The organism is Ohtaekwangia koreensis (assembly GCF_900167975.1).
GTDB classification, from domain to species: Bacteria; Bacteroidota; Bacteroidia; order Cytophagales; family Cyclobacteriaceae; genus Ohtaekwangia; species Ohtaekwangia koreensis.
Genome location: NZ_FUZU01000001.1, coordinates 3,022,566 through 3,047,394, shown reverse-complemented (window position 1 = coordinate 3,047,394; position 24,829 = coordinate 3,022,566). Strand labels below are relative to the sequence as shown.

General features: G+C 42.7%; 20 protein-coding genes. 9 read left to right on the top strand and 11 right to left on the bottom strand.

Annotated features, from left to right (window positions below; translation table 11 throughout):
* Window positions 1–293: 293 nt before the first annotated feature.
* Together B5Y40_RS11995 and B5Y40_RS11990 are read right to left on the bottom strand one after the other, a co-directional pair.
* Entirely contained in the window at window positions 294–1,640 is a 1,347-nt protein-coding gene (locus B5Y40_RS11995; protein WP_079686891.1) for a glucoamylase family protein, read from the bottom strand.
* A 241-nt stretch (window positions 1,641–1,881) separates the two neighbouring features.
* A complete protein-coding gene (locus B5Y40_RS11990) occupies window positions 1,882–2,652 on the bottom strand; it encodes a cyclase family protein (RefSeq protein ID WP_079686890.1) in 771 nt (256 codons plus the stop codon).
* Between the two features lie 174 nt (window positions 2,653–2,826).
* Here B5Y40_RS11990 and B5Y40_RS11985 point away from each other — a divergent pair, with 174 nt between their 5' ends.
* Window positions 2,827–3,414, top strand: a complete 588-nt coding sequence (locus tag B5Y40_RS11985; RefSeq protein ID WP_159453682.1) for a chemotaxis protein CheB — start codon at window positions 2,827–2,829, stop codon at window positions 3,412–3,414.
* A 156-nt stretch (window positions 3,415–3,570) separates the two neighbouring features.
* Window positions 3,571–4,917 carry a hypothetical protein gene (locus B5Y40_RS11980; RefSeq protein WP_143785711.1) on the top strand — a complete coding sequence of 449 codons (1,347 nt, stop codon included), beginning with the start codon at window positions 3,571–3,573 and terminating at the stop codon, window positions 4,915–4,917.
* A 22-nt stretch (window positions 4,918–4,939) separates the two neighbouring features.
* On the opposite strand, the gene B5Y40_RS11975 is transcribed toward B5Y40_RS11980, so the two are convergent.
* Both B5Y40_RS11975 and B5Y40_RS11970 read right to left on the bottom strand, forming a co-directional pair.
* A complete protein-coding gene (locus B5Y40_RS11975) occupies window positions 4,940–7,006 on the bottom strand; it encodes a PAS domain-containing sensor histidine kinase (RefSeq protein WP_079686887.1) in 2,067 nt (688 codons plus the stop codon).
* 121 nt (window positions 7,007–7,127) lie between these two features.
* A complete protein-coding gene (locus tag B5Y40_RS11970; protein WP_079686886.1) occupies window positions 7,128–7,580 on the bottom strand; it encodes a response regulator in 453 nt (150 codons plus the stop codon).
* A gap of 183 nt (window positions 7,581–7,763) precedes the next feature.
* On the opposite strand from B5Y40_RS11970, the gene B5Y40_RS11965 reads away from it, so the two are divergent.
* Both B5Y40_RS11965 and B5Y40_RS11960 read left to right on the top strand, forming a co-directional pair.
* Complete coding sequence (locus B5Y40_RS11965) at window positions 7,764–8,663, top strand: arginase family protein (RefSeq protein ID WP_079686885.1); 900 nt, start codon at window positions 7,764–7,766, stop codon at window positions 8,661–8,663.
* 222 nt (window positions 8,664–8,885) lie between these two features.
* Window positions 8,886–9,203: a hypothetical protein gene (locus B5Y40_RS11960; RefSeq protein ID WP_143785710.1), complete on the top strand. Its 318-nt coding sequence runs from the start codon at window positions 8,886–8,888 to the stop codon at window positions 9,201–9,203.
* A 141-nt stretch (window positions 9,204–9,344) separates the two neighbouring features.
* On the opposite strand, the gene B5Y40_RS11955 is transcribed toward B5Y40_RS11960, so the two are convergent.
* The gene (locus B5Y40_RS11955; protein ID WP_079686883.1) at window positions 9,345–10,325 is read right to left on the bottom strand and encodes a GlxA family transcriptional regulator; all 981 of its coding nucleotides are present in this window, start codon (window positions 10,323–10,325) and stop codon (window positions 9,345–9,347) included.
* 142 nt (window positions 10,326–10,467) lie between these two features.
* Between B5Y40_RS11955 and B5Y40_RS11950 the strand changes: the two genes are divergently transcribed.
* The 4 genes from B5Y40_RS11950 to B5Y40_RS11935 all read left to right on the top strand — a co-directional run bounded on the left by B5Y40_RS11950 (window position 10,468) and on the right by B5Y40_RS11935 (window position 14,655).
* Complete coding sequence (locus B5Y40_RS11950) at window positions 10,468–10,959, top strand: SRPBCC family protein (RefSeq protein WP_079686882.1); 492 nt, start codon at window positions 10,468–10,470, stop codon at window positions 10,957–10,959.
* A 53-nt stretch (window positions 10,960–11,012) separates the two neighbouring features.
* Window positions 11,013–11,489, top strand: a complete 477-nt coding sequence (locus tag B5Y40_RS11945) for an SRPBCC family protein (RefSeq protein ID WP_079686881.1) — start codon at window positions 11,013–11,015, stop codon at window positions 11,487–11,489.
* 100 nt (window positions 11,490–11,589) lie between these two features.
* On the top strand, window positions 11,590–11,967 hold the full coding sequence (locus B5Y40_RS11940) for a SnoaL-like domain-containing protein (protein ID WP_079686880.1): 378 nt from the start codon (window positions 11,590–11,592) through the stop codon (window positions 11,965–11,967).
* 303 nt (window positions 11,968–12,270) lie between these two features.
* Window positions 12,271–14,655: an ABC transporter permease gene (locus B5Y40_RS11935; protein ID WP_159453681.1), complete on the top strand. Its 2,385-nt coding sequence runs from the start codon at window positions 12,271–12,273 to the stop codon at window positions 14,653–14,655.
* A 29-nt stretch (window positions 14,656–14,684) separates the two neighbouring features.
* Here B5Y40_RS11935 and B5Y40_RS11930 read toward each other — a convergent pair whose 3' ends face one another.
* Window positions 14,685–15,302 carry a hypothetical protein gene (locus B5Y40_RS11930; RefSeq protein ID WP_079686878.1) on the bottom strand — a complete coding sequence of 206 codons (618 nt, stop codon included), beginning with the start codon at window positions 15,300–15,302 and terminating at the stop codon, window positions 14,685–14,687.
* 268 nt (window positions 15,303–15,570) lie between these two features.
* Between B5Y40_RS11930 and B5Y40_RS11925 the strand changes: the two genes are divergently transcribed.
* Entirely contained in the window at window positions 15,571–16,092 is a 522-nt protein-coding gene (locus B5Y40_RS11925; protein ID WP_079686877.1) for a pyridoxamine 5'-phosphate oxidase family protein, read from the top strand.
* Window positions 16,093–16,191: 99 nt separating this feature from the next.
* On the opposite strand, the gene B5Y40_RS11920 is transcribed toward B5Y40_RS11925, so the two are convergent.
* The 5 genes from B5Y40_RS11920 to B5Y40_RS11900 form a co-directional block, all read right to left on the bottom strand.
* Complete coding sequence (locus B5Y40_RS11920; RefSeq protein ID WP_159453680.1) at window positions 16,192–18,231, bottom strand: sensor histidine kinase; 2,040 nt, start codon at window positions 18,229–18,231, stop codon at window positions 16,192–16,194.
* Window positions 18,232–18,248: 17 nt separating this feature from the next.
* The gene (locus B5Y40_RS11915; protein ID WP_079686875.1) at window positions 18,249–19,880 is read right to left on the bottom strand and encodes a tetratricopeptide repeat protein; all 1,632 of its coding nucleotides are present in this window, start codon (window positions 19,878–19,880) and stop codon (window positions 18,249–18,251) included.
* A 17-nt stretch (window positions 19,881–19,897) separates the two neighbouring features.
* Window positions 19,898–20,839 carry a PorP/SprF family type IX secretion system membrane protein gene (locus B5Y40_RS11910; RefSeq protein ID WP_079686874.1) on the bottom strand — a complete coding sequence of 314 codons (942 nt, stop codon included), beginning with the start codon at window positions 20,837–20,839 and terminating at the stop codon, window positions 19,898–19,900.
* 3 nt (window positions 20,840–20,842) lie between these two features.
* Window positions 20,843–22,588, bottom strand: coding sequence for an HYR domain-containing protein (locus tag B5Y40_RS11905; protein WP_079686873.1), 1,746 nt, complete (start codon window positions 22,586–22,588; stop codon window positions 20,843–20,845).
* 433 nt (window positions 22,589–23,021) lie between these two features.
* Window positions 23,022–24,818, bottom strand: coding sequence for a carboxypeptidase-like regulatory domain-containing protein (locus B5Y40_RS11900; RefSeq protein ID WP_079686872.1), 1,797 nt, complete (start codon window positions 24,816–24,818; stop codon window positions 23,022–23,024).
* Window positions 24,819–24,829: the final 11 nt, after the last annotated feature.

Below are 24,829 nucleotides of genomic sequence, written 5' to 3'. Positions count from 1 at the left end.
GCAAGTTAAAGAAGTAATTAATTCCGGCAAGCGTGCGTAACTAATTCAGGAAATCTCCTGCTGTAGAACATTCGCACGATAACACGAAAAAAGATACCGGTATAGATCACACGGACACACGTGTATATAGCACAAGTGAAACACCCTACTGAATCCTTTGCCTTCTATCTACAATTATAGAGTACGTATAAAAAATAAGGCAAGCATATAAATATACACTTGCTTTATCTTATATATACTTGATGACAGGCTCTGCGCGTCTACCCTTCAAGTATACCGAGCGATAATTTTCCCTATTCAAAACCAAGCTTGGCTTTACCAGCTTGTACTTCAGGTGCTGACATAAACAATTTCCATAGCAAGCCGGAGCGATAATTTTCGATCATGACAATGGCAGGACCCTGGTCAATGGCAAGATAGCGCTTCGGATACCAGTTGTGATGTTCGCTGAAGGCATCATAAAATCCATACACGCCAAATGTTTTGTCGCCCAGGTCGAAGTAAAAATGCTTCAATGCTTTCATGGATTCCTCCGGAGTATAGGGGAACGATGACAATGCAGCGGTAGGTGAAATAACACCAAGATCTTCATTGGGACTATGTGCTGCATATCCGTTTATAGAATAACTTGCTGTTAAGCCCCAACTGTTCACTCCATAGCCCTTATAGCCTTTTGGATTCTCAATGCAGTATTGGCGATTGATGAGTGTATGATTTTTATTGTGTGTCCAATAGTCTGCGTAGCGGTCCTTTAAGTTATGTGGATCCAAACCCAGGAAAGAATAATGCGACCAGAACAAGGGACCACCAAATTGCTGCGCTCCATTGTGACGTAAGTCCAGGTGATAACCATATTGACTATGCGTGGAGTCGTTGCGTATACCACCTTTGCGCGCCCATCCATCGTGGTATACTTCTGCCGGTATACCATGTGTTGGTGAAGAGGCTGCAAGTATATACATGATGAGGCATTCATTATAGCCTTCCACCGCGAAGTTCATTTTCCATGCATTGTCAGGAGACCAATGCCAGTATAGAACATTTTTGTTATTCTGTCGATGCCAGTCGAACTCAACCTCTTTCCAAAGTTTATCGATACGTGAAGCAAGCGACTTCTCTGCGTCATTGCCGTCTTTAAAATATTGACGCACACAGAGCAGCCCCTGCAACAAATATGAAGTTTCCACCAGGTCGCCTCCATTATCATTCGGACTAAACGGCTTTACTTTACCGGTTTCACCATTCCACCAATGTGGCCATACGCCATGAAAGCGATCTGCTTTTTCAAGCCATGTAATAAAGTGCGTGAGCCGGTCAACACCTTGTTGACGAGTGATGAATCCGCGTTCCATACCTACCAGTATCGCCATCACACCAAACCCGGTTCCACCGGAAGTAACAATGTGTTTATCATTCTCGGGATAAACATTATCGGCATGAAATCGCTCGCGGGCAGCTCCCGATGTAGGCTCGGCTCCATCCCAGAAATATTGAAACGTTCGGGCTTCAACCAACGTCAACAACGAGTCGTCACTGATGGCGACAGGCGAGTATTGGAGCCCAGTCTTTTTAGTAGTTGTGCAAGCCGTCAGGACTACGGCGAACACCCAAACCAGGTATACTAATTTCTTTTTGATCATGATGGCTTGATATCTCTGTTTTATAAATCCGACAATTAATTTTCTAAAAAAACGAATATGGCAGAAATGCAAAACAAGTTAATAACCTAAGGTCAAAAAGGACACAAATCAAGACGATCTATAGCGCATAGACTGAAAATTATTTTTTAGATAAAAAACATTCAGACAAACGTTTTAAACATCTCAACACTTCATCTTGAAAATTCATTTTGCACTAAAAAAACATAGCCTGACGGAAGGCTTATTCAGCGGAATCAAGCATCGCCACAACGCGTGCCGGGGCAGCTGAGGCGCCTACAATTTTGAGCGGGAACACCGCCACCTTGAAACCACTATATGGTAACGCATCCAGGTTTACCAACTGCTCCATGTGGCAATATTCTTTATGCTGTCCTACCAGATGTGCACGCCAGAAGACTTCGGGATCATTAGACTCTTTTGCTTTTTTGATTTGATATGTAAGCGGCATATCCCAACCCCACGAATCAATGCCCATTACTTTTATTCCCTGATCGATTAGCCATGCCGTTGCTTCAGCACTCATGCCTGTGCCTATATATGGAAACTCTTTAGTGCCGTTAAATTTGTCGCGCCCTGTTTTGATCAGCACGATCATTCCTTGCCTGAGCACAAGATTTTCCTTCTTCAAAAAATCCTGTACATCCGAGAGCGTGATCACATCAAAGTCCGCTTTGTGTTTCATGTCAATCACGATGCCATCATTATAGCACCACTCGAGCGGAACCTGATCGATCGTCTTGGCAGGTTGTCCTGCACAGGTCGGTGAGTAATGCCAGGGTGCATCAATATGCGTTGTGGCGTGCACGCCCATGTGCTGAATTGTGTCGTCCGCCCAGCCTTCAAAACCTTTTGGAAACAACCGGAATGGTAATCCCAATAGCCGGATCAGCCACTTCGCTTTTTTATGAGGCTTGTGCTTGATTTTAACACGCATAAACCAGGGATCATTTTTGTTAAACTGAATCGGCTTCGACAGGTCAATAATCTTCATGATGCTCAAAACGTTAAGAAATAGAGTATACTTTCTACAGGGCTGCAAATGAAGTGAATTTATACTACATCTCCACGTACACAAATTTTAGGTATATAATTGATAATTAACATTTTGCGTATAGCCCTACCGGTATTGGTTCGATTTTTTATATACCTATTATAAACTTTGGACGTGGAAAATTCATTCTTCATCATCGGTCTTGGTTCTTCTGCTGGCGGACAAAATGCCCTTATTGAATTTTTTGAAAATTTACCCCCCGATCCAAACGCAGCCTTCGTGGTGGTCACACATCTATGGCGCACCCATAAAACAACTCTGGGCGACATCCTTTCCAAAGCAACACCCCTGCCCGTCTCGCTCATCAAGAACCATCAAAAGATTGAAAACAACCATATATATGTAATGCCTGAAAACGTAGAGCTTCAGATCAAATATGGTATAGCCTGCACCCGGCCCAGAAAGGAAGAGGAAATAATTAACCGGGCGATTGATACATTCTTTATATCATTGGCGGAAGATCAGAAAGAGCATGCTGCAGGAATTATATTTTCTGGATGCGGATCAGATGGTGCGAAAGGCGTTAAAAGAATTCACGAACTCAAGGGAAAAGTGTTTGTGCAAGATCCCACGTCAGCGGCATTCAACATGATGCCCAAAGCAGCCATAGAAGCGGATCATCCCGATAGTATCGAGACTCCGACTGCTTTAGCCAAGAACCTGGTATATCTTCTTTCCAAGAAATATAGTGTCATCCCCTAGCAAACGAAGTGATGCCCGGCACTATATGATTATTGTTCTTTTCCTTCAGAAGTTTTTTGACAAGTACTCTTATGATTTCTCCAAACAAATAAAATTTATTACTTTACCTGTTGTCCAAACTTTCACGCAGCATAATTATATCTTGGTCAAATTTGTATGGTGAGAATATTCGTTTTACTTGTTGTGATGTATAGCGGTGTATATACCGTCGGTGCACAGATCATTCAACCCATTGACAGCACGTATCTCTATGCATTTCCTGCGTTTGTAAAAAATGTTAACCGCATTAAAGAGAAGGTGTGGCCGGGTATGACACTCGGCCCGGCATGTATATTCAGGCTTCATGGCCCCGCCTTCCTGACTGGTCATCCTCAACCCCCTGCTGGCGCTAAACTTGTTGGTGACAGTATATATATGTTTCCTCAGGCCGACTACGGCATTATGGGAACATCCCAAACCGAAATAAATAAACATTTAACAGCACATAACAATTATGGGCAAACGCATTATGTTAGTCTCAACCAGTTTTATGCTGAACTGTTTCATGAACTCCATCATGTATATCAGCGAACCCATATCAAACAATTGAAATTTGACAATCCTGCCGACCTGTTAACCTATCCGGAAGACTATCACAACGATGCGATTCACCAGTATGAGAATGAACTTTTACTGGAAATGCTGTCCGCCTCGCCCAAGCAGTTGGCCGAGTATATAAACAAATTCTACAGTTGCAGAATGTTGCGCAAGGATATTATTGGCGATAAATATGCGGACTACGAAAAAAATGTTGAATCCTCCGAAGGACCCTCAACATACTGCGAGTATATGTATATGAAGGAATTTGCCAGTACTGCAAAAGAAAGGGAGTATATAAACAAGCGATTTTACTTTACACTTGTAGAACCCGCATACGGCAGAGAAGGATTACGAAACAGATTTCTGCTCAGTGGCATGGTTCAATGTATACTGCTGTCCAAAACGTTTAAAAACTGGCAAACAGAATACTATACTTCAGGCCTAACGCTCAACGACTTCTTTTTTTTGAAGTTCAAACCACATAACGTTAAACTTCCTGCCTTAACAGACTACGAGACAAAAGCCAAGTACTTTACAGCACTTGAGAAGGAAAAACACAAAAATCATCTGGATGCTTTTCATAGTCAGAACGGAATCAAGATCAGCATTACATTCAAAGACATTCCCCAGCTTAAGGGGCTAGATCCCATGCATGCCGAGTCTGTAAGTGATAGTCTGGTGCTGCATAGTACCTTACTGAAATTGGCGAAGGGCAACAATTATTTAACGGTAGCCAACAAGAGCGTAGCGACTTATGTCCATGGACAAATCTGGAAGGTAAAAAAAGTAACGCTGTTTGTTCCCGAAAACTCTATTCAGATAGACCAGGACATCTTTATCTGTAACGAAGAAAATGCAACCATTCGCTGGAAGTATATCAGCCAGGTAAAAACCGGCAATGAATATATAGTTATGCTAGAATAGGAGTACGTCAAAGTCCACTTATCTATGATGTCGGTATCACCGGCAAGTATACATGAAACTTCGCTCCGTTGTTAGGTGTAGAATCCGCATATATATGTCCATCATGTCTTTGAACAACTTTCTTTACAATGGCGAGCCCTATACCGGTACCTGATTCTGTTCTATCTCCCACGCGCCTGAACACTTCAAATATTTCGGTGGCCTGCTCAGGTTCGAATCCGACACCCTGATCTGAAAAGATTATTTCATGATGCGGTTTGTTCTTAACGATCAACTCTTCGGGTAACTCTCCGTTCTTAATAATTTTACTGGTAATGGAAATCATCGGTGGTTCACCGGGCTTGGTAAACTTGATGGCGTTTGAAAGAAGGTTTAGGAAAAGCTGATGAAATTGAAAAGAGATCCCCTTTACAAAAGGTAGTTTATCTGACTTTATCACCGTGTTGCTTTCAGAGATCCGAAGTTCAAGATCATTCTTGGCCGATGCCAGTATATCATTCAGATCAACCGTTGCGAAATCCCGGTCTGCAGAAACCTGAGAGTATACAAGCAGCGATTCCATGAGCAGTTGCATCCTGGAAGCACTCGACATTATCTTCCTGGTAAACTCCCGTATTTGTTCAACGGATTTATCTTCCTCTAATTGCCGTGCGGCAAATACCTGTATTTTCCGAATGGGTTCTTTCAGATCATGACTTACAATATAGGCAAACGAAGATAGCTCCGCGTTCAATTGTTCGAGGTCATGATTTTTAAGTTCAAGCTCCAGAGAAGTGTTGCGCAGATAGTCTTCGGCTTTCTTTCGTTCTGTAAGATCACGAGTAACTTTTGAGAATCCAATGATGTTACCGGCATCATCATGGAGTGCAGTAATAACAACACTCGCCCAAAACAGTGAGCCATCTTTTCGCTTCCGCCATCCCTCGTTGGTAGCTTTACCTTTTTGCGCTGCATCGTTCAATAGCTTTTCAGGCAAACCTTTTTTTAAGTCTTCAGGAGTATAGAATACACGAAAGTTTTTTCCGATGATCTCCGCAGCGGTATAACCCTTTATTAACTCCGCTCCCACATTCCAGTTCTGTATATCACCGGCGGTGTTCAAAAGCAAAATCACATAGTCTTGGACTTCTGCGATCATGCGATTAAAACGCTCTTCACTTCGTCTGAGTGCTTCGTTTCTTTCTCTTAGTTCAAGAGTATAAATTGAAAGCCTGTCTTCCGCTATTTTACGTTCACTAAGATCTTTAGTAACCTTCGAGAAGCCAATGATGTCACCGGCTTCATTATGCAGCGCTGTGATGGCAACATTGCCCCAGAACCTGCTGCCGTCCTTTCTAACTCTATATCCTTCGTGATTTACAAAGCCATCTTTTATAGCCTTGGCCACCAGTTGTTGTGGCAGATTGGCATCACGATCCTCCTGTGTATAAAACAACCGGAAATTTCTCCCTATAATTTCTTCCGAAGTATATCCCTTTAGTTTTTCAGCACCCTTGTTCCAGTCTATAATTTTACCAGACGGATCTAATAAAATTATAGCATAGTCGCGAACTTCCGAAACCATTTTATGATACCGCTGCTCCTCCTTCACTAACTCATCATTCTTCATGCGGAGTTCCTCGAGCACGTTGTTATACCGGTCTTCGGCTATTTTCCGTTGGGTAAGGTCACGCGTAACTTTTAAGTAACCGGTTACTTCTCCTTCCTCACTATGTACAGCCGTGATGGTTATACTTCCCCAGAACCTGGTACCATCTTTTTTTACCCGCCATCCTTCATGCACAGCCTTGCCGGTTTCCTTCGCCTGGTTTAGCAAAGTGCCCGGTAAATTCCTGTCGTTATCTTCTTTAGGGTAAAACAGCCTGAAGGTTTTTCCAATAATTTCTTCCGCGGTATATCCTTTGATCTTTTCGGCTCCTTTATTCCAGGAGACAACGATGCCGGAAATGTCCAATAGGATGATGGCATAATCTTCAACTTCGTTTATTACACTTTCCAGATGCACGGGGACGGAAGGGCCAGATACTGAGTTTGTAAAGGGTGAGTTATTCTGTACGGCTGAAGATACAGCAACGACTTTAGACTTCATTGCATTCTTGTTAGAGAGTGACAAAATTCAATTTTGTTTAAAAATGAATTACATACTGGCCATGGTTCGCCCACAAAAGTTAAACAAAACATACCTAGTGAAAATTTTGTGCCAGCCGATATCAGTCACTAATTACCAGACGATGAGATTTGTTAGCTTCAATGGCGCGTAATGTAGCCGGCAGGTTAGTTCTTGAGGAAATGGAAATTTTCTCAAGGAAGTCTTTGAGTTTCAAAAAGCTCGGTGGTTTTTCAAGGTAGCATATGGCGCCTGATTGCACAGCCCTTTTTCCATCGAGTCCTGCCGATGAAGTCGAATACATCACTACCGGGATCTCGCGCAATGTTGCGTCTGATTTTAATGTTGTAAGGCAATCCCAGCCGTTCATTTCAGGCATGTTGATGTCAAGAAAAATTATTTCCGGGCGCACCTGACCTCTGTAAAGAGCAGAGATCGCTTCCTTTCCGTTTGCTGCAGAATAAAGCTCGAGCGATTGATCTATATCCCGTAACGCTTCCCCAAAGAGGTCTGTCTCGTCTTGATCATCATCGGCCAAAAAAAATCTTCTTATCATTAAAGCTGGTTTACTAATAATGCATGCTTGGTTCTAAACTATCCAAAATTCTCCACACTCTATAGCCGAAGTCTGTTTAATATCAATTAATCTTCGATAAACGGTTTAACCAGCGTGATAAAAACTTACTGGCGAACATAAGCGTATGTTCTATAGTTCTTTGAACTAAAATCAATTTCTTTAATGACAAGCCATATGCCCTATACTATAGAAACAATAGCAGCTCCCTCTACCCTTGGATTAAGTTCGAACGGAGTGGAGAAACTTGCCGAGGTACTTCTGAGTTGCGGCTTGCAACAAAAGATACATTCGAATCACCCGGTGATTTATATACCTGCACATTATTACCAGCGCAGTACAATACGCGATAGCGAAACCAACTGCCTCAACACAAGCGCTATCATCCATTTTTCTAAAGTCCTGCACAAGGCAGTCACCACAGTCATACAACGAAAGCATTTCTGTTTTGTACTGGGTGGAGATTGCAGTATACTTTTAGGGATTACAGCAGCATTAAAAACAAAGGGAGTATACGGACTTGTTTTTATCGATGCCCATGCAGACTTCTATTCTCCCGAGAAATCTACCACCGGTGAAGTTGCTGACATGGACCTGGCTATAGTAACGGGCCGCGGACCTGAACTCCTTACAAACATCGATGGATTAAAGCCTTATATACTTGATGAAAATGTTATCCATATAGCACAGCGTGATGAAGAGCAAACTGAAGAATATGACTCTCCCGATATACGTGCTACAGATATAGCATGCTTCAGCCTCAAACAGATCCGGGCCGAAGGTTTAGGCGTCATAATGGAAAAAGTTCTGCGGCATATCAATACATTGGACATAGACGGATTCTGGATTCATTTCGATACCGATGTGCTCGCAGATGAAATTAATCCTGCTGTTGATTACAGGCTTCCCGGTGGGCTGCAATTTAATGAAGCGACCATGCTCCTCAGCAATCTTCTGGCCACCGGAAAAGCCGCAGGAATAAGCGTAACAATTTATAATAGTGACCTTGATGCAAACGCATATATAGCGAGGCAAATTACCGATTGCCTGGGTAACGCGTTTTAGGAATAACCGTGTTTCTTTTGAGAGCAGCTTGTGCTATATTACATTTATATACCATATCTCACCAAATAAATGAAATTCTTGAACCGAAGCCGCCTAAAGGTATATGTGATTTTAATTAGCACAATGTGTCTGGCATGCAACACGAACAAGCAAATTGAGAACGATACGCAAAATTCAGGCGTTACAGATATCGTAAATTATACCGAATCAGAGTATGATTCCATGAGAGAATATTTTACGAAAGATTCATTATTTCAAGCTGCTCTTGCTACCAAGTTTACCGCCGGTGACACAAATTTGCTAAAGATCAAAAACCTTTTATCCACCCCGTATAGTTTAAGGAATACTGTTGAGAAAAATGATTCTGTAATTGGCGCAATGATATATGCATACTCAGCGCAGAGAAATTTATTAAAAAGATTTGATGACATTAATGCTAACTTAGAAAGAACGCTAGGCGATTCTATGGAGATGGAGGAAAAGAAAGCAGAAGCCATGAGAGTGTTGTCAAAAATGAAAGAAGAACTTAAAAAGAATTGATGTACATATCGCTAGAACTTACAAGGTTGATCAAAATCTAAAAGACATTGGCTGGTTTGGTAAAATTATGATCTGAAGCACTCTTGTTGGTGTATCTGATAAAGCGTTTTGAAATGGATTTAAAATATAGATATAGTCATTTTACACCGCGGCCTCTTTATTGTACTTGGCCCTATACTCCAGAGGTGACATACCGGTAATTTTACGGAATACTTCCCGGAACGCCTTTACGTCCGAGTATCCAACATCGTACATTACTTCGTTGATGGTTTTGCGTGTCGACTCAAATGATTTTTTGGCTGATTCAATTTTAACGCGCTGTGAGTACTCCACCGGTGTATTTCCGGTGGCTTTGATAAACCTTCGGTCAAAGTTTCGTCTGCCGACAGCGAACCTGGAAGACAGCTGTTCAACGGATATTTTTTCCTGTAATTTACTTTCTATATAGGCTTGTGCTTTTTTAACCATGTCATCACCGTGTACTTTTTGTCCAGTGAAAATGGTGAAGGCAGATTGGCTTTGTCTGTCGATTTCTATTTGAAACACCTTGGAGCAAAATATAGCAGTTTGCCGATCATAATATTTCTCCACCAGGTATATCATTAAATTGAGAAATGAATAGGCGCCTCCATTGGTATAGATTCCGTTTTCATCGGTGATCAATTTATCTTCTTGTAGCTTTACTTTGGGAAACATCATTCTGAAATTATCGGCAGCTGCCCAATGGGTAGAACAGCTTTTCCCATCCAGCAGACCTGACGAGGCCAGGATAAAAGCACCGGTACATATACTGGCTATTTCAGCACCCGCCCTATATTGTTTCTCAACCCAGTCTATAACCGCTTTATTTCCCTTTACGGCTTTTTCATAATTATGATTCAAAGAAGGAATGATAATGAGATTCGTTTTGGCTATAGCGGAAATACTGGTATGTGGTTTAACAGTAAATAAACCTTCATAGAATTCTACCTTCTTGGAAATACCGGCCAACTGAATTTTAAACAACTCCTTCTTCCCTGTTTTCTTCCAGTATTCATTGGCTCTTGTGAATATCTTGTAAGCACCGACTATACTGCTGAGGTTGTTGGGTCCGTCAGGCACGATGATGGTGAGATGTTTCATGGACGTTTTTTTTACAAAGGTGGAAATTTCACATGTCCAAATCAACCCGTCAGAAAGTCCATTTTACACCCCTTCCAAGTAATTATTAGACTATACATTTGATATATGTTTTAATGTAATCAGAAACGAAAAAAATACGACTATGCAAAATCAGGATTTCACCACAACCCTATTGTTTGATCAATCTCCGAAAGAAGTGTTCGATGCCATCAACAATGTTAGCGCATGGTGGTCAGAAGAAGTTGAAGGAGGTACAGAAAAAGTCAACGACGTGTTTACCTACCATTATAAAGACGTTCATTTTTGTAAAATGAAACTGATTGAAGTTGTGCCCGAGACCAAAGTAGTTTGGCTTGTGTTGGACAATCACTTTAGTTTCACGATAGATAAGAGTGAATGGAAGAATACAGAAGTAAGCTTCGAAATCTCAAGGAAGAACGACAAGACACAACTCCGATTCACACATATAGGTTTAGTCCCCGACTATGAGTGTTACGATGTATGTAAAGAAGGATGGAGCAACTATATAAATGGCAGCTTACGGGACTTGATCACTACCGGCAAAGGACAACCCAACCCGAAAGAAGGTGCAGGCTTCAATGCCGAGTTGGTTGATAAATGGAAATTACAGTAATAAAGAGCATAACGATTATAGCGATGTATATACCACACTAAACAAACTACGACATGGAAAATAAAAATTTAACGATAACGTTTTTGGTTAATCAATCTCCAAACGAAGTATTCAACGCTATCAACAATGTTCGCGGCTGGTGGTCAGAAGACTTTACAGGCAACTCGCAAAAGGTAAACGATGAATTTGAAGTTCGCTTCGCAGATGTACATTACTCAAAACATAAGCTGCTGGAAGTAGTTCCTGACAAAAAAGTTCTTTGGCTGGTAACCGATAGCAACCTTGGTTCTCACAGTGACAAGCACGAGTGGACGGGAACGAAAAACAGTTTTGAAATTTCCGCTGAAGGAACAAAAACAAAGATCACTTTCATACACATCGGCCTGGTTCCTGAACTTGAATGTTTCAGCGATTGTACCAATGGATGGAACTACTACTTGTTGAAAAGCTTGTTGCCCTTGATCACAACCGGCAAAGGCCAACCTAATGTAGTGAAAGAAGAAGTTGAACACAAAGCAACGCAGAACTAAATGATTTGATTACCACGCATGACTATACTATAGCGATAACAGATGTAAGTCGGTCTATAGCCATGTATACATTATAACTATCAATATATACTATAGCACTATGACAACAAGTACTACAACAATGACCACGCGGGAGGCTGCGGAACGATTCAATGAACTTGCTCAACAAGAAAAGTGGTTCGAGATTCAGGAAGAATTATTTGCCGATACTGTAAGAAGTATAGACCCTGTTGATTCACCTTACTTCGGCTATGCAGAAGGTAAGGCCGCGGTTCGTAAGAAAGGTGAGGAATTTGTAGCCCGGATCGAGGCAGTGCATAGAAGATATACTTCTGCGCCCATCGTAACAGGAAATCACTTTGCTGTTACACGTGAAGTGGATATTACTGTACACGGTTTGGGAAGGATCCAGATTAACGAGATCATGCTCTATGAAGTGAAAGACGGAATGATTGTGCTGGAACAATTCATTTACTAAGGCGACTCTGTCAGATCGCTTAGGAGAAGCCTTTTGCTATAAAACAAAAAGAGGAAATTGAAATCCGTTTCAGTTTCCTCTTTTTATTTTACAACGGGTATGCTAACATAAAGGTCCTTCAAGGTATGATTAACAGGTCTATATCTGAGTTCTGAAACATGCAGAAAAGTAATCCGGAATCGAACAATGACGTTCGGTAACGAACCGCTCGTACCAACCTATAGTTGCCAGACGACCGGCAAATCGCGATATTTATTTCTGGTTTGATTGTTGGCAATGACCAAACCAGAAAGACCCCCCTCTATGATCAGAACCTATTTTAGAATTGCGTGGCGCAGTCTGCTGAAGAACAAACTGTTTTCATTCATTAATATTTTCGGGCTGGCACTGGCTATGTCTGTAGGTATGATGGTAATGATTCGTGTTAAAGATTCGCTTAGCTTCGACAAGTTTCATCCGCATCCGGAATATACCTATAGGATTACCTCGCACATTACCAACCCTGAAAAACTATCGTGGGAGTTGGCAAGTACACCGCTTCCTTTACAGGAGATTCTTGAACGGGATACGTTGCTGGCTGCTGCATCCGTAAATCTTTACCCTGTCATTCATGAATCTGCAACAGATGGTGCGAAAGATATAGTGGTGTCTGGAAGTTTTACACAAAGTTCTTTCTTTGATGCCTTTGGGTTTAAGCTTTTGCATGGCAACGCTGCAGTTGCCCTTTCCCAGCCTTTCAGTGTCGTGTTAAGCAGATCAACTTCAGAGAAATTTTTCGGCACCAACAACCCGGTTGGCAAACTGTTAACCCTTGAGAAGCTGGGGGTATTTCAGATAACCGGTGTATTGGCGGAAGCTCCCGGCAAGACACACATCAGTAACGATGTATATATATCCTATACTACGGTTGATAAGCTGGAAGCTTTGGGTAAGTTGCCACCTAAATCGAAGACGTTTAATTCCTTTGAAAGCGGCTATACCTATATTGTACTGCATGAGAACCAGTCGCGGGAAAAACTGCAGTCAGCCCTGGACAGGGTTGCCGGGGACATCAATCAGGATTCAGACCATGGTATATTTAGGTTCAAAACACAAAAGCTTTCCGCTATATCTCCGAATTGGGGAACGCTTTACAATGACTTTGCCCGAGCAGCATCCTGGGGCAAAATTATTACCGAGGGTACTGTGGCATTTATAATATTGCTGGCAGCCTGCTTTAATTATACAAGCCTTTCTATTGCGCGCTCGCTTACCCGCACACGTGAAATTGGTATTCGTAAGATTGCTGGTGCAAAGCGCTCGCAAATCTTTTTTCAGTATATAGTAGAATCCGTTGTATTATCTTTCTTCGCTCTGCTCCTGGCCTCTGTAATCTTATCGTTCATTTTGGAGTATAAACCTTTTAACGATGGTTATGAATTTATACCTGAAACATCTGTCGACTGGATTCTGATTTTATCCTTCACCGGTTTTGCTTTATTCGCAGGGCTGTTAGCGGGCGTTATGCCATCGTGGATCTTATCGTCTTTTAAAGCGGTAAAGATGTTACGAAATACGATGACAGAGAATATTATGGGCGGAATGACCTTGCGAAAAATTCTGCTGGTATTTCAATTTTCAATTTCACTGGTCGTTCTTATTTTCTTAACGGCCTTCTATAGGCAGTTCTCTTTTATGGAACAAGCTGACCAAGGGTTTACAAAAGAAAATATAGTGGCTATACCGGTGCAGCCTAAAGAAAGTGATTCTTTTCGAAATGAAATAACCCGTATAGCCGGTGTACAGATAGTGGGTTCAATCTCATCTATTTTCGGTGACCATCCTACGGGCTCTGCAAATATAGGGCTCTCGCACGATTCACAGCGCTCCGTAAAAATTGACTATTACTTTTGTGACGCTGGCGCGATACCTATAAATGAACTCCAGATAGTGGCAGGTGCTAACTTTGATAGCTATACCGAAAGTCGTGAGCAGTCTATTATTCTCAACCAAAAAGCTGTTCACGTATTGGGCTTTCAGAATATACATGCAGCAGTGGGTGAATCAGTGTGGATCGACAGTGCTCAGTTACGCATTGTGGGTGTCGTGAAAGACTTTTACAACAAGGGTGTTGCCAATGCTATTGCACCTATGGCTCTTCGTAACCGGGCAGCAAACCAGAACCTGATGGTGAAGATCAATCCGAATGCACTACAACAAACCACTTACCAGCTGGAAAAAGTATGGAGTAAAGTATATCCCGGCCGCATCTTTACCTATACCTGGCTCGATAAAGAAAACGCCAGGCGCTACGATCAAGCAGCAACTATTTCCTTGCTAGGCTTTCTTGCCTTCATGACCGTGGCCATTGCTTCCCTTGGCTTACTGGGATTGGTAGTCTTTACGGTAGAGACGCGCAGAAAAGAAATTAGCATTCGGAAAATAATCGGTGCAAGTGTGGGGCAATTAATCAATCTGTTATCCAAAGGGTATATAAAACTTCTGGTGATCGCAGGTATAATTGCTATACCTATAGGTTATCTTCTGAGTACATTTTTTCTGATGAATTTTGCCAATCGCGTCTCTTTTGGTGCTGGCTCAGCAATCACGGCGTTCGGCTTTCTGTTATTGATTGGTCTTGCGATGATCATCTCGCAGACATTCCGTGCATCGATTCAAAACCCGGTAAAGAATTTGCGGAATGATTAAAGTACTGTTGCAGTTACTATAGCATAACTCTAGGCAGCTTCACCATACTTTTTCTTCCACTTTTTATAGTTGGAAGCTAACAATTTTATAGCCGTTCGGATAGACGGAGCCCAATAGTTTCTAATCCCTATACCATCAGGAGCTGTGGTGTATCGCTGTGAGATCAATACCTTTTTCGTGGCTATATCAAAAAATACCACATAGTGATTCGCTTCCCGTTTTGCCTTCTGATACCGCTCGGCTATAAATACCAGCCCTATACCATCGGATTGCGTTCCCTGGTATGCTGCCACCATGGCCGCGATATCGGACTTATCCAGTGTGCTGTCGCTTGGAACGCTGCGGACCATCGGTATTGATGATGCATTCAGTTGTGCGACCGAAGCTGTATCGAAAGTGACTGCGCTTCGCTGTATGGCGCCCGCTACATTATACTTCTCTGACTCAACGAGGATGAGTGAATTCCAGCCGCGGTAATAATCATGCAGGTCTTTGTTGGTGAATGTTCCAACCATCTCGGCACGGGTATAGTCAATACCATACCACGTTATCTTCGTGTCGGTAAACAGATCCTTAAGCGTATATACTTTTTGGCAAAAGGCTGTGGAGTGAGTGATTACAACCAATACAATCAGGACACGGATCATATAGATTTATGTTTAGCACTAATAGGAAAGCTCGCGATGTACATTATAAGAGACTAGCTATACTTAATTATCTACAATATATGATTTAATTTCTCTGTTAAAACAATCTTTCTGATGCGCGCAAGAATTTCTACAAGTGCAGTATAAAAATAGGGTTTGTTTAAGCTTATGTGTCGATTTGCCAGATTCTCCTTGTAAAAATTAAACACAATGTATAGCCTATGCGTGGGAATGGTGTTTGAGTCTAAAGAAGGAAACAATATTCATTATGGAAAACAATGCATCAAAAATAAAGAACCTCGCACACGCTGAAGCAATTGATAAATTTAAGGAACTGGTAAAGCATGAAGCAACATGTCTTTTTACAACGCGCTTGACACAGGTTCCGCTTACAACGCGACCTATGAGTGTTCAGAAAGTATGCGACCAGGGTAACTTTTGGTTTCTAAGCGCGGTGGACAGTGACAAGAATCAGGAAATCTCAATAGATCCCAGAGTCCAGTTGTTTTTTCTCAATACTTCTGACTACGAATTTCTCACTGTATATGGTAAGGCTTCCATTACGCGCGATCCACAAAAAATCGATGAGCTTTGGACAGATATAGCGAAGGCATGGTTCCCGGAAGGAAAAAACGACCCACGTGTTTCGGTTATTAAAGTTACCCCAGAGGAAGGATTCTATTGGGACACCAAGGACGGGAAACTTGTTTCTATGATCAAGATCGCGGCCTCTGCCGTGATGGGCAAGACACTCGAAGAAGGCGTTGAAGGAACGATCTCTGTGAGATAGTGTATTGCAGGTATAAGCTCTCTCCTATCTACTTATATATATACCTAATTATTCGAGGCAATTCAGTTTGAAAATTAGTTTCATGTATCTCAACCATGCTCAGACAAGTTCGAGCATGGTTGTTTTTTGAGCTTCGGAGGCAATGCGTGTTACGCGCTCAGTGTTTACCGGAATACTAACGGTAAACGTTGTGAATACATTAGGCTGCGTATCAATGTCTATACTGCCACCCAAGGTTTGAATTGACTTCGATACAAGGTATAGACCTAAGCCGTTACCCTTCGAATGTTCACTCCCGACAAAGAACATATCCCAAAGATTCATTTGAATCTCAGGTATTATACCAACACCATTGTCACGAATACGCATAACGAGATTATCGCGCTCGATACGTGCCTGTAAATATACCTTTGGCTGGCTGCCGGGCTTTAAGCTTGAATAAAAGAAAGCGTTGTCCAGCAGGTTGTATACGATCGTGTCAATGAGTGCAGGATATGAATAGAATGATAGATCGGGTTCAAAATCAAAAGATATATCGATCGCATGATCACCAATGACCTGGCTGAATTCCTGACGCAGGAATTCTATTTTTTCTGAAAACCGAATGATGGAATAATTACCCGGCTGATTGATCTCATTGATGACGCGGAGCTTTTTAAGCATCCTGTCCATACGTACTGCAGTATAGGACATTCGCTTTACGAGCTCGGGTAATTCTGCACTGCTGCTATGGAGGGCGATGTTGCAAAGGCCCATAATAGAACATATCGGAGTTCGAAGGTCGTGTGATGCTCTGTATAGAAATATATCCATCTCACGATTTGCATGAATCAAAAGTCGCGTACGTTCTGAGACGAGCTCTTCCAGATTCTCATTCATTCTGGTAACCTCATCATTCGCCTTGATTAAACTTTTTTGTTGTTTCTTAAGCTTCATGCGCAGGTAAAATAAAAAGATCACCAGTATACCAAACACCAGTGTGATGGAAACTACAATAAGAATCTGTTGACGGAACGTCTTCTGCTCCTCCAACCTTTTACTTTCGCTTACCTCCAGTTTTTGTTCCAGGTTTTGTATGTCGAAAAAAGAAGACTTAAGGGATGACAATATGATTTTATAGCTGGATAAATTCTTGTAAAATTTATCTTCATTCTCCGTTAATACATGCTCCAATGTATTGAGATCATCCAGCAATCTGTCGCGTGTAGCCTGATCAAGACTGGAGGCGCCTCCTGTCAGTTTTTCGTTGATGATTCCGATTTTCTTTTCGAAGTCAGATCGCAGATTATCTAACAAATCATTTTCATAGCGTGCTTGTGCCAACAGATTTTCAACGTCCGTGCGCACAAAAGAGGAATCGGAAATCTTTCCTACAAAAGAAGTCTTCTGTTCATTCTTCAATTGTCTTACCAGTTGCTGGAACTTGGCATCAACGCGTTCTTTTTGATCAAAGGGTAATGAGGCTATCTCTATATTTTTAAATACGGCATAGAAAACAGTAAGTGAACGAATCGAATCCAGTTGGTTGATATCAAAGTCGGCAAGTATATCTTTTTGTGCTACATTTTCCGCTGGCAGGATCTTGTTCTTTTTCAGTGATTCAACAAGAAGAATCTTCCCTTCTTTCGAAGAAGTCATTTGCATTACTTTATAGCCGGCTATAGCAAATTGTGTGGCCTGTGGTGCTTCTTCGTTTAAAGCCAATGGCAGTATAAATATACCTTGTGCATTGGTAATGGATTCTGTGTTCTTGGCGCCATGAAAGGTGACCGTGACACGCGGCAGTGGTTTATGGTCCATCGTCATCACGGTTATCGGCTGGCTCTTGTAACTTTTCTTTCGCACCATGATCGATAATATACCTTTGCTATAATTCCACGATTCCGCCTCAAGGGTTTCGTCATTAATTTTAACAGACCGGGGCGGGAGATCTTCGTTGGGTACTTCACGAAATGTACCGCCCTTGTTTTCCAGGGATATATATTCCTTTTCGTTGATGGAAACTTTGATGTGCGTGAGTGGCGCGAGCTGCTGATCAAAGGCTTTGATCTGGATGAGGTTCTTATCCTGCGCCTGCAGCATAACACAAACCATGGACAACACCATTACCGATAATATATATTTAACACGCTCCTTCATACTCATTTGTTTCGAACTTACTTTACAGTCTTTGGATTTACAACGCCTTTAAAGGCATTCTTGACAACCACTATTTCATATATATTTTCCGTAACCTTCCGCTTGGAGAGCTCCAACCCTACAAACATTTCATCACCCGTCCGGGTATCCACTACTTTAATTCTGTACTGACTGGAGTACGGCACGGTAAGAGAAAAAGTCCCCGTGTCGTTGGATGAAGTTGTACTGACAGATGCATTCTTGAAATTGTCTATAAGATATAACTGAGCATGTGAAAAGATTTTAAGTTCCGTTGAATCCTTCCAGCTCTCTTCCTTATACTTCAGCACACCTTTTACTACCAATGGATAGCTTTGCAGATCAATATCCAGCTCGTATATATCATCGTTTCGGTTCTGTCGGTTCGACGTAAAGAATCCATGGGTACCATCATCTTCGAGATATATACCAAAGTCGTCAAAATTCGTGTTTACCGGGTATCCTATATTGGTCACTTCGCCAAAGCCGTTGGCCATTACGGGTGCTTTAAAAATATCGATTCCGCCCAGACCCGCATGTCCATTGGAAGAAAAGTATAGCGTATTATTCTCATCTATAAAGGGTAAGGACTCATCACCCGATGTATTAATCGCTTCGCCAAGATTAACGGGTTTCGTCCATTGATTATTCACGCGCGTTGACCGGTATAGATCTCTCTTTCCCATCCCTCCTTTCATATCAGAAGAAAAATATAGTATCTTTTCATCTTTACTCATGGCTGCATCCTGGATGGAATATTCTGTGCTATTAAAGGGAAATGGTTCCATGATACGCCACTTTCCATCTTGTTGTTCTGCAAAATATAGCTGCAGCACACGCTTGCTCTTTTCCTTTTGCGATGAAGTGGCAGTATAGAGCATTTTATTCTGGCCATCGTATAGTGTAACGGGTCCTTCATGGAAGGCTGCACGCAACTCGCGGCAGAACTGAGATGGCTCATCATAGCGGGTGGTTAACGGGCCGTGTAGCGTATCCGTTACGCGTTTGCTATAGTATGCTTTATAGAATGATTCACCATTGGCATCGGTCGAATGAATGAAACTCTTGCGTTTACGGTTGGAGATAAAAATGAGCCCGTCCTGGTAGGGCACGGCTCCAAATTCTCCTGACAGGGAATTTATCGCGAGTGATTTGACCGTATAGTGAACGGAGTCCTCGAACAAATATTTCCGGTTACGAAGCTGCCAAATCTTCTTTATAGTGCGCGGATCTGATGGTTCTTTTTTAAGGTATAGACTATACCACTCGATAGCCTGGTCATATAATTTTAGGGTACTCAACGTTTCAGCATACAGATACATGTCCGCCACCGGAAGTGTTTTTTCTCTGCCGATGACTTCTTTAAACCATACGTCTGCTTGCACCGGATCGTTCACGTAATGGTAGGCGCGCGCCAGCTGCAGGCAGATGTCATCATCGCCTTGCTTTTCAGGATGCTTATTATATAGTTCAATCGCCTTTTTATATTGCCCGTCACGAAAGTACTGATCTGCCTTTGCATCGTTTGTCTTGAAAAGAGAGAACACGGTTTCCTGGGCAACGGAAAAATCGGATATAGCAATCGCTAGTAAAAAGACAACAGCATACTTGATCTTACCAGGTATGTACATAGACATCGTTTAAAAAATCAACGTGGCGAGGCTACGTTGGTCTTGGTATATTTAAATATATAGTTCACCAAAAGCTCGTGTGTTCCTCCTGCTCCTCGCGATAGCTTACCCGTACCATAGTCATACGAGTAACCCACCTGAAGCTGTGGCGTCACCTGTGCTTTCATTAAAAAATCAATGGATTCCTGCTTCCGGTAAGACATCCCCAGTGTCAATACTTCTTTGATAAGCAAACAGGCATTCACGTCATAGGACACCGGAACACCCCGCATATATTTAATCAACATGCTTGGCTCGAGCTCAAGAGTCGCATTCAACGGTATACTATATCTGACAAAAAGAAAGTATTGGGACTTCTGCCAGGAAATTTGCATTGTATCGCTGACGGATATTTTATGCGGAACGATCTCGGGTGCAGACAGTCCGGCTGAAAATCTGGAGTTCCTGTAAAATAAGCCGGCTCCCACGGTAAAGGCTGTGCTGGATATACTTCCGTTGGACACCTTGGGATCAGTTAAGCCTGACCCCAGAAGAGAACTATAATCAGACCGATATGCATTTAATCCTGCCTGCAATCCCATGGCCAGGCACGCATGCTCTGACACATTCAAGCGATATGAATAACTTCCCTGAAAGCTTTGGTTTTTATGAACACCGATCTTGTCATTTACCAGAGATATACCAACGCCGGTATGCTTGTTGTCAAACAAGGTATGTGCCGAGAGGGTCTGCGTTACAGGAGCCCCATCGACAGAAGACCATTGACGTCTGTTTATAAAACTTATACTCAGGGCTTCGTCATTTCCGGCAACAGCAGGATTGAGTATGAGACCATTGAACATATATTGTGTAAACTGCTCTTTCTGTTGAGCTGAAACGGGTGCGCTTATACTTGCTATACAACATACCGGTATCAAACAGATCAAAAAATGTATAGGTGAAGTAACGGCCTTTTGCATCGGTTATTGGATTATTTCAATAAAGCCTTTCTTCTCAATCCATGAATCACCCGATCGTACCGAGATGGTAAAGAAGTAGGTGCCGGTAGGCACAACTTTACCACTGGCATCGCGACCATCCCAAATTGTATTATCATTATTATAATTACTCGCGCTATATATAACACTTCCCCACCGGTCGACTACAACAACTTTGTTGGTATGATATCGTCCGATATTCTCAATCTGCCAGGCATCGTTAACGCCGTTGCCATCGGGAGTTATGATTTGTGGAATGCTAAGCTCGGCATCCTCAAGCTGAACACTAACCGTAAAATTGCACGTTGTTGAATTACCGGATTGATCGATAGCGGTATACGTAACGGTTGTGTTCCCAATGGGAAATGACGTACCTGGGTCATGTGAGGCCGTGATTACCGGAGCTTCACAATCATCGCTGGCGATAGGCGGCTCCCACATCGCTTCCGCACCTGACAGTTCGGTGGTCTTGATGAGAACATCCGATGGACAAGCTGAAAAGACGGGGGCTGCTGCGCTCTTTACAGTGACATCAAATGTATACCGGATTGTGTTACCCGCTTTATCTTTTGCAGTATACGTTACCTCTGTTGTGCCCATTGGAAATATACTTCCAGGTTTGTGTGAAGAGGTGATTGTGACGGAACTGCAATCGGTAAAGGTAGGCGGAGTCCATGACGCAGCAGCTTTACAATTGCCATCTGCTGGTACGACCACATCCTCGGGCTTTGTAGCAACTACAGGAACCGAGGAGTCTTCTACGACTATATTGAATTTACATTGTGTACGGTTTCCGGCATTGTCCCGGGCAGTATATATTACTTCGGTAGTGCCTATATTTAATTCGCTCCCAGGTGTATGGGTACTGGTAACGGTTACAGCACCACAGTTATCGGTGAAGGTTGGCGGTGTCCAGGTCGTTTTTGCCTTACAGTTATCACCAGCCTTAATGTTAATTTGAGCAGGACAATTGCTGACTGCTGGTGCAGACTTATCCTGCACCACCACATTGAAGCTGCAGGTCGAGCTATTGTTACTGGCGTCCGTAGCAGTATAGGTTACACGTGTGGTACCGATCGGAAATGTAGCACCCGATGATTTTGTACTGGTAAAGCTTTTTAAATGACAATCCTCTGCCCGGGGCTCTTGCCATGTAGCCGATGCCGTACACTGAGATGTGGCTGCAATCACTATATCAGCGGGACAGCCGGATATAACGGGAGATGCTGCATCACCTGCACTGGCCGTACAGCAGAGGGTACCACCATCTTTGCTCCTGGCACCCATGATGGTGAACCACCCGATCGAAGCGGTTGGATCAAACTCCATTGAGCAATTTACTTTGATCTCAGCACTGAAGATTCCATTGGCGAAGATATAGATTTGATTGGCTGCGAATTTTCCATTGGACTGACCGGAGACGGTAAATACTTCGCTGGGTTGAAGGGTCTCGATGAAAATAGCTCCTCCATTATCACGAATGAGAACCAATGCAGGGAAAAAGCCATTGTAGCGCAGGGTTAACTGGCTGATACCTCCAGCACAGGGCTTGCACTCAGACGGTGTGGGACAATTGCAGGATGATTGCGCATATACCTGTACTGTAAAGCAAATCAAGTACAGCATTAGCACAAATGCTTTCTTTGGAAAATATAGTAAGGGGCCGGGCAGGCATGAAGTGCTCGCCTGGATGATATAATCAGGGGTTGGTGTTAGTTGAGTATTGCTCATACAGTATACCTGGTATTATGTATACAGGTATATATTCATTGAAAAGATACATACTTTCTGTCTGAAGAAAGTGACTCAGCGAAAATATAAATGGAGAAACATTCATCAAAGGATGATGAGAATTTTTTTCTACATTACAGAAGATATAGCAGGCATGATTTTTATTAAATCGAGACTAACACATAACGATGTGTAGATGTATAGGCACATGTTCCCCAGTTAGGATGAGTTCCGAGTCATTCGTTATAAGACAAGCTTTAAAGTGGTGGATCTTTTAAGACCAACGAAATCATAAATTGATATTAAAAATAAATCTAAAACGGCATGGAAGTTATGACTAATGGAGGCGCGTCCCTCACTTCCGTACTGGTAACAGAAGTTAAAAGCAGGGACACGTTCGCATGTGCACCATAAGGATTACAAGACCCATGTTTTAAACTCTTCGCCTTACGCGAAAACTGCAGTAAAAGGTGTGAATAGAGTTGTCGGCGAAATCAAGCATGTTGCTCGAAAAACTTCCGCTTATAAAACCTCCAACCGATTGATATTCTGAAATGTTGACCGTGACCGGTGCAGGCCAGTAACCGCGACCGCTTGGAAAAGCTGTTGAAAATACTTCCGTTAATTTATGACCCGTTCCGGTAGTGGTGCTACCATCAAATTGAAACGCCATCTTTTGCCCCTCGTTAGGATTGCCACTCATCGTCAGGATTTGTGTCCATGCTCCATCAGGTTCAAGGTTATAGGCACCCAGTGTATCGGCTGGCTCTCGTATTTCCAGGGAATCGTTATCGATGATATAGTAAATATACCCTACGGTACTGGTGCCACACGCGGTTATCGTGCCGAGGTTATTTGCTCCGGGATTGATAGTTACCGTTTCGGGTATATTTTGTACCAGCGTTGTATTGTCAACGACAACAATACTTACTTCTGTATTGGTACACACCAGGCCGGTAAATGTAAAGGCCCCGTTGTTTATCGCTATCCGGTTATAAAACCCGTTGTCATAAGTTTGTATGTAGCCGTTGGTCACGGGCTGATTATTGCAATTCACAACGGTACCGCTAAGCGTTACCATGTTTTGTCCGAGGTTTCCTGTCAGTGTACCCAGATCGATGTCTGCAGCGGCAGTTGCAAATTCATGTGAATAGGCAGATATAGCACAAGGAGTAGCGATGTCCAGTACCAGGTTTGTGTTTGCAAATACGGCTCCCGTTATATACCCGTTGGCATCTGTATAACCGAATCGTCCATGGCCTGCATTCTTGGGCATACCCGCGATGGTGATTGTTACCGGGACATTTGCAAGGGGCTGTGCCGAAGCATTAACAATGCGCGCGGTGAAATTTACCAGGGGTATACCTTCTGCACCTTCCCAAAACGAAAAGTGTGTTACCGTACCAACATAGTTGTTGCCTGTTTTCGTTGCAGAGCCATCCTTCTTCCATAATCCGGTGGCAGTATCGAAAGACCACAGATCTATACTGGCAGGAGCATCGGCTTCCAAAGCAGATGGTATAGGGAGTGTGATGGTTGCCGATTTGCCGGCAGCGATTTGCAACAGCTGCCCGTTGCTGGCTAGGAGTTCTACAGCGATCGTGCTGAATGATTTCAATGCTTTGATATAGCCCTCTTCATTGATACCGCGCGAGTCTCCAGGTTTATCTGCAGACAGATCGTTGTCTTGAGAATCCGAAGGATTGATCAACCGAACATTGACATGCACTTCACCGGTATAGGAAGTATTGTTACTGGCTACTACCACTGCGTTGGCGGGTAGGCTTACCGTGGCACCGTCTATGGTCGTAGCGGTACCTCCCGAGGTGGCGTTGATTATAGCAACATCCGTTTTAGCCAGAAGTTTAACGCGCACAAAAGTCTGCTTGCCCTCTTCCGGTACGAAGGTTTCATACCCTTCGAAATAACCGTTCTTGGACACTTTCACAAAGCCCGCAAATTCTGCCAGTGATGTGTTGGTAATTTTGAAATAACCGAATTCATCTGTTGAAACTTGCTTTTCACCGGCGAGTACATTTGCATATACAACCGGACTTCCACTCTCATCGATCACATAACCCGCTACGGATGCTGTTACCTTTACGGTTAAGTCAGGGGTTACCGGATCAGGCTCTTTAATGCCGGCTTCGTCCGTAATATCATCGTTACAGGCATCAATCGCGAGAATAAAAATTAAAGCAGATAACAGGAGGTAAAATCGTGATCTCATTGGGGGAAGTT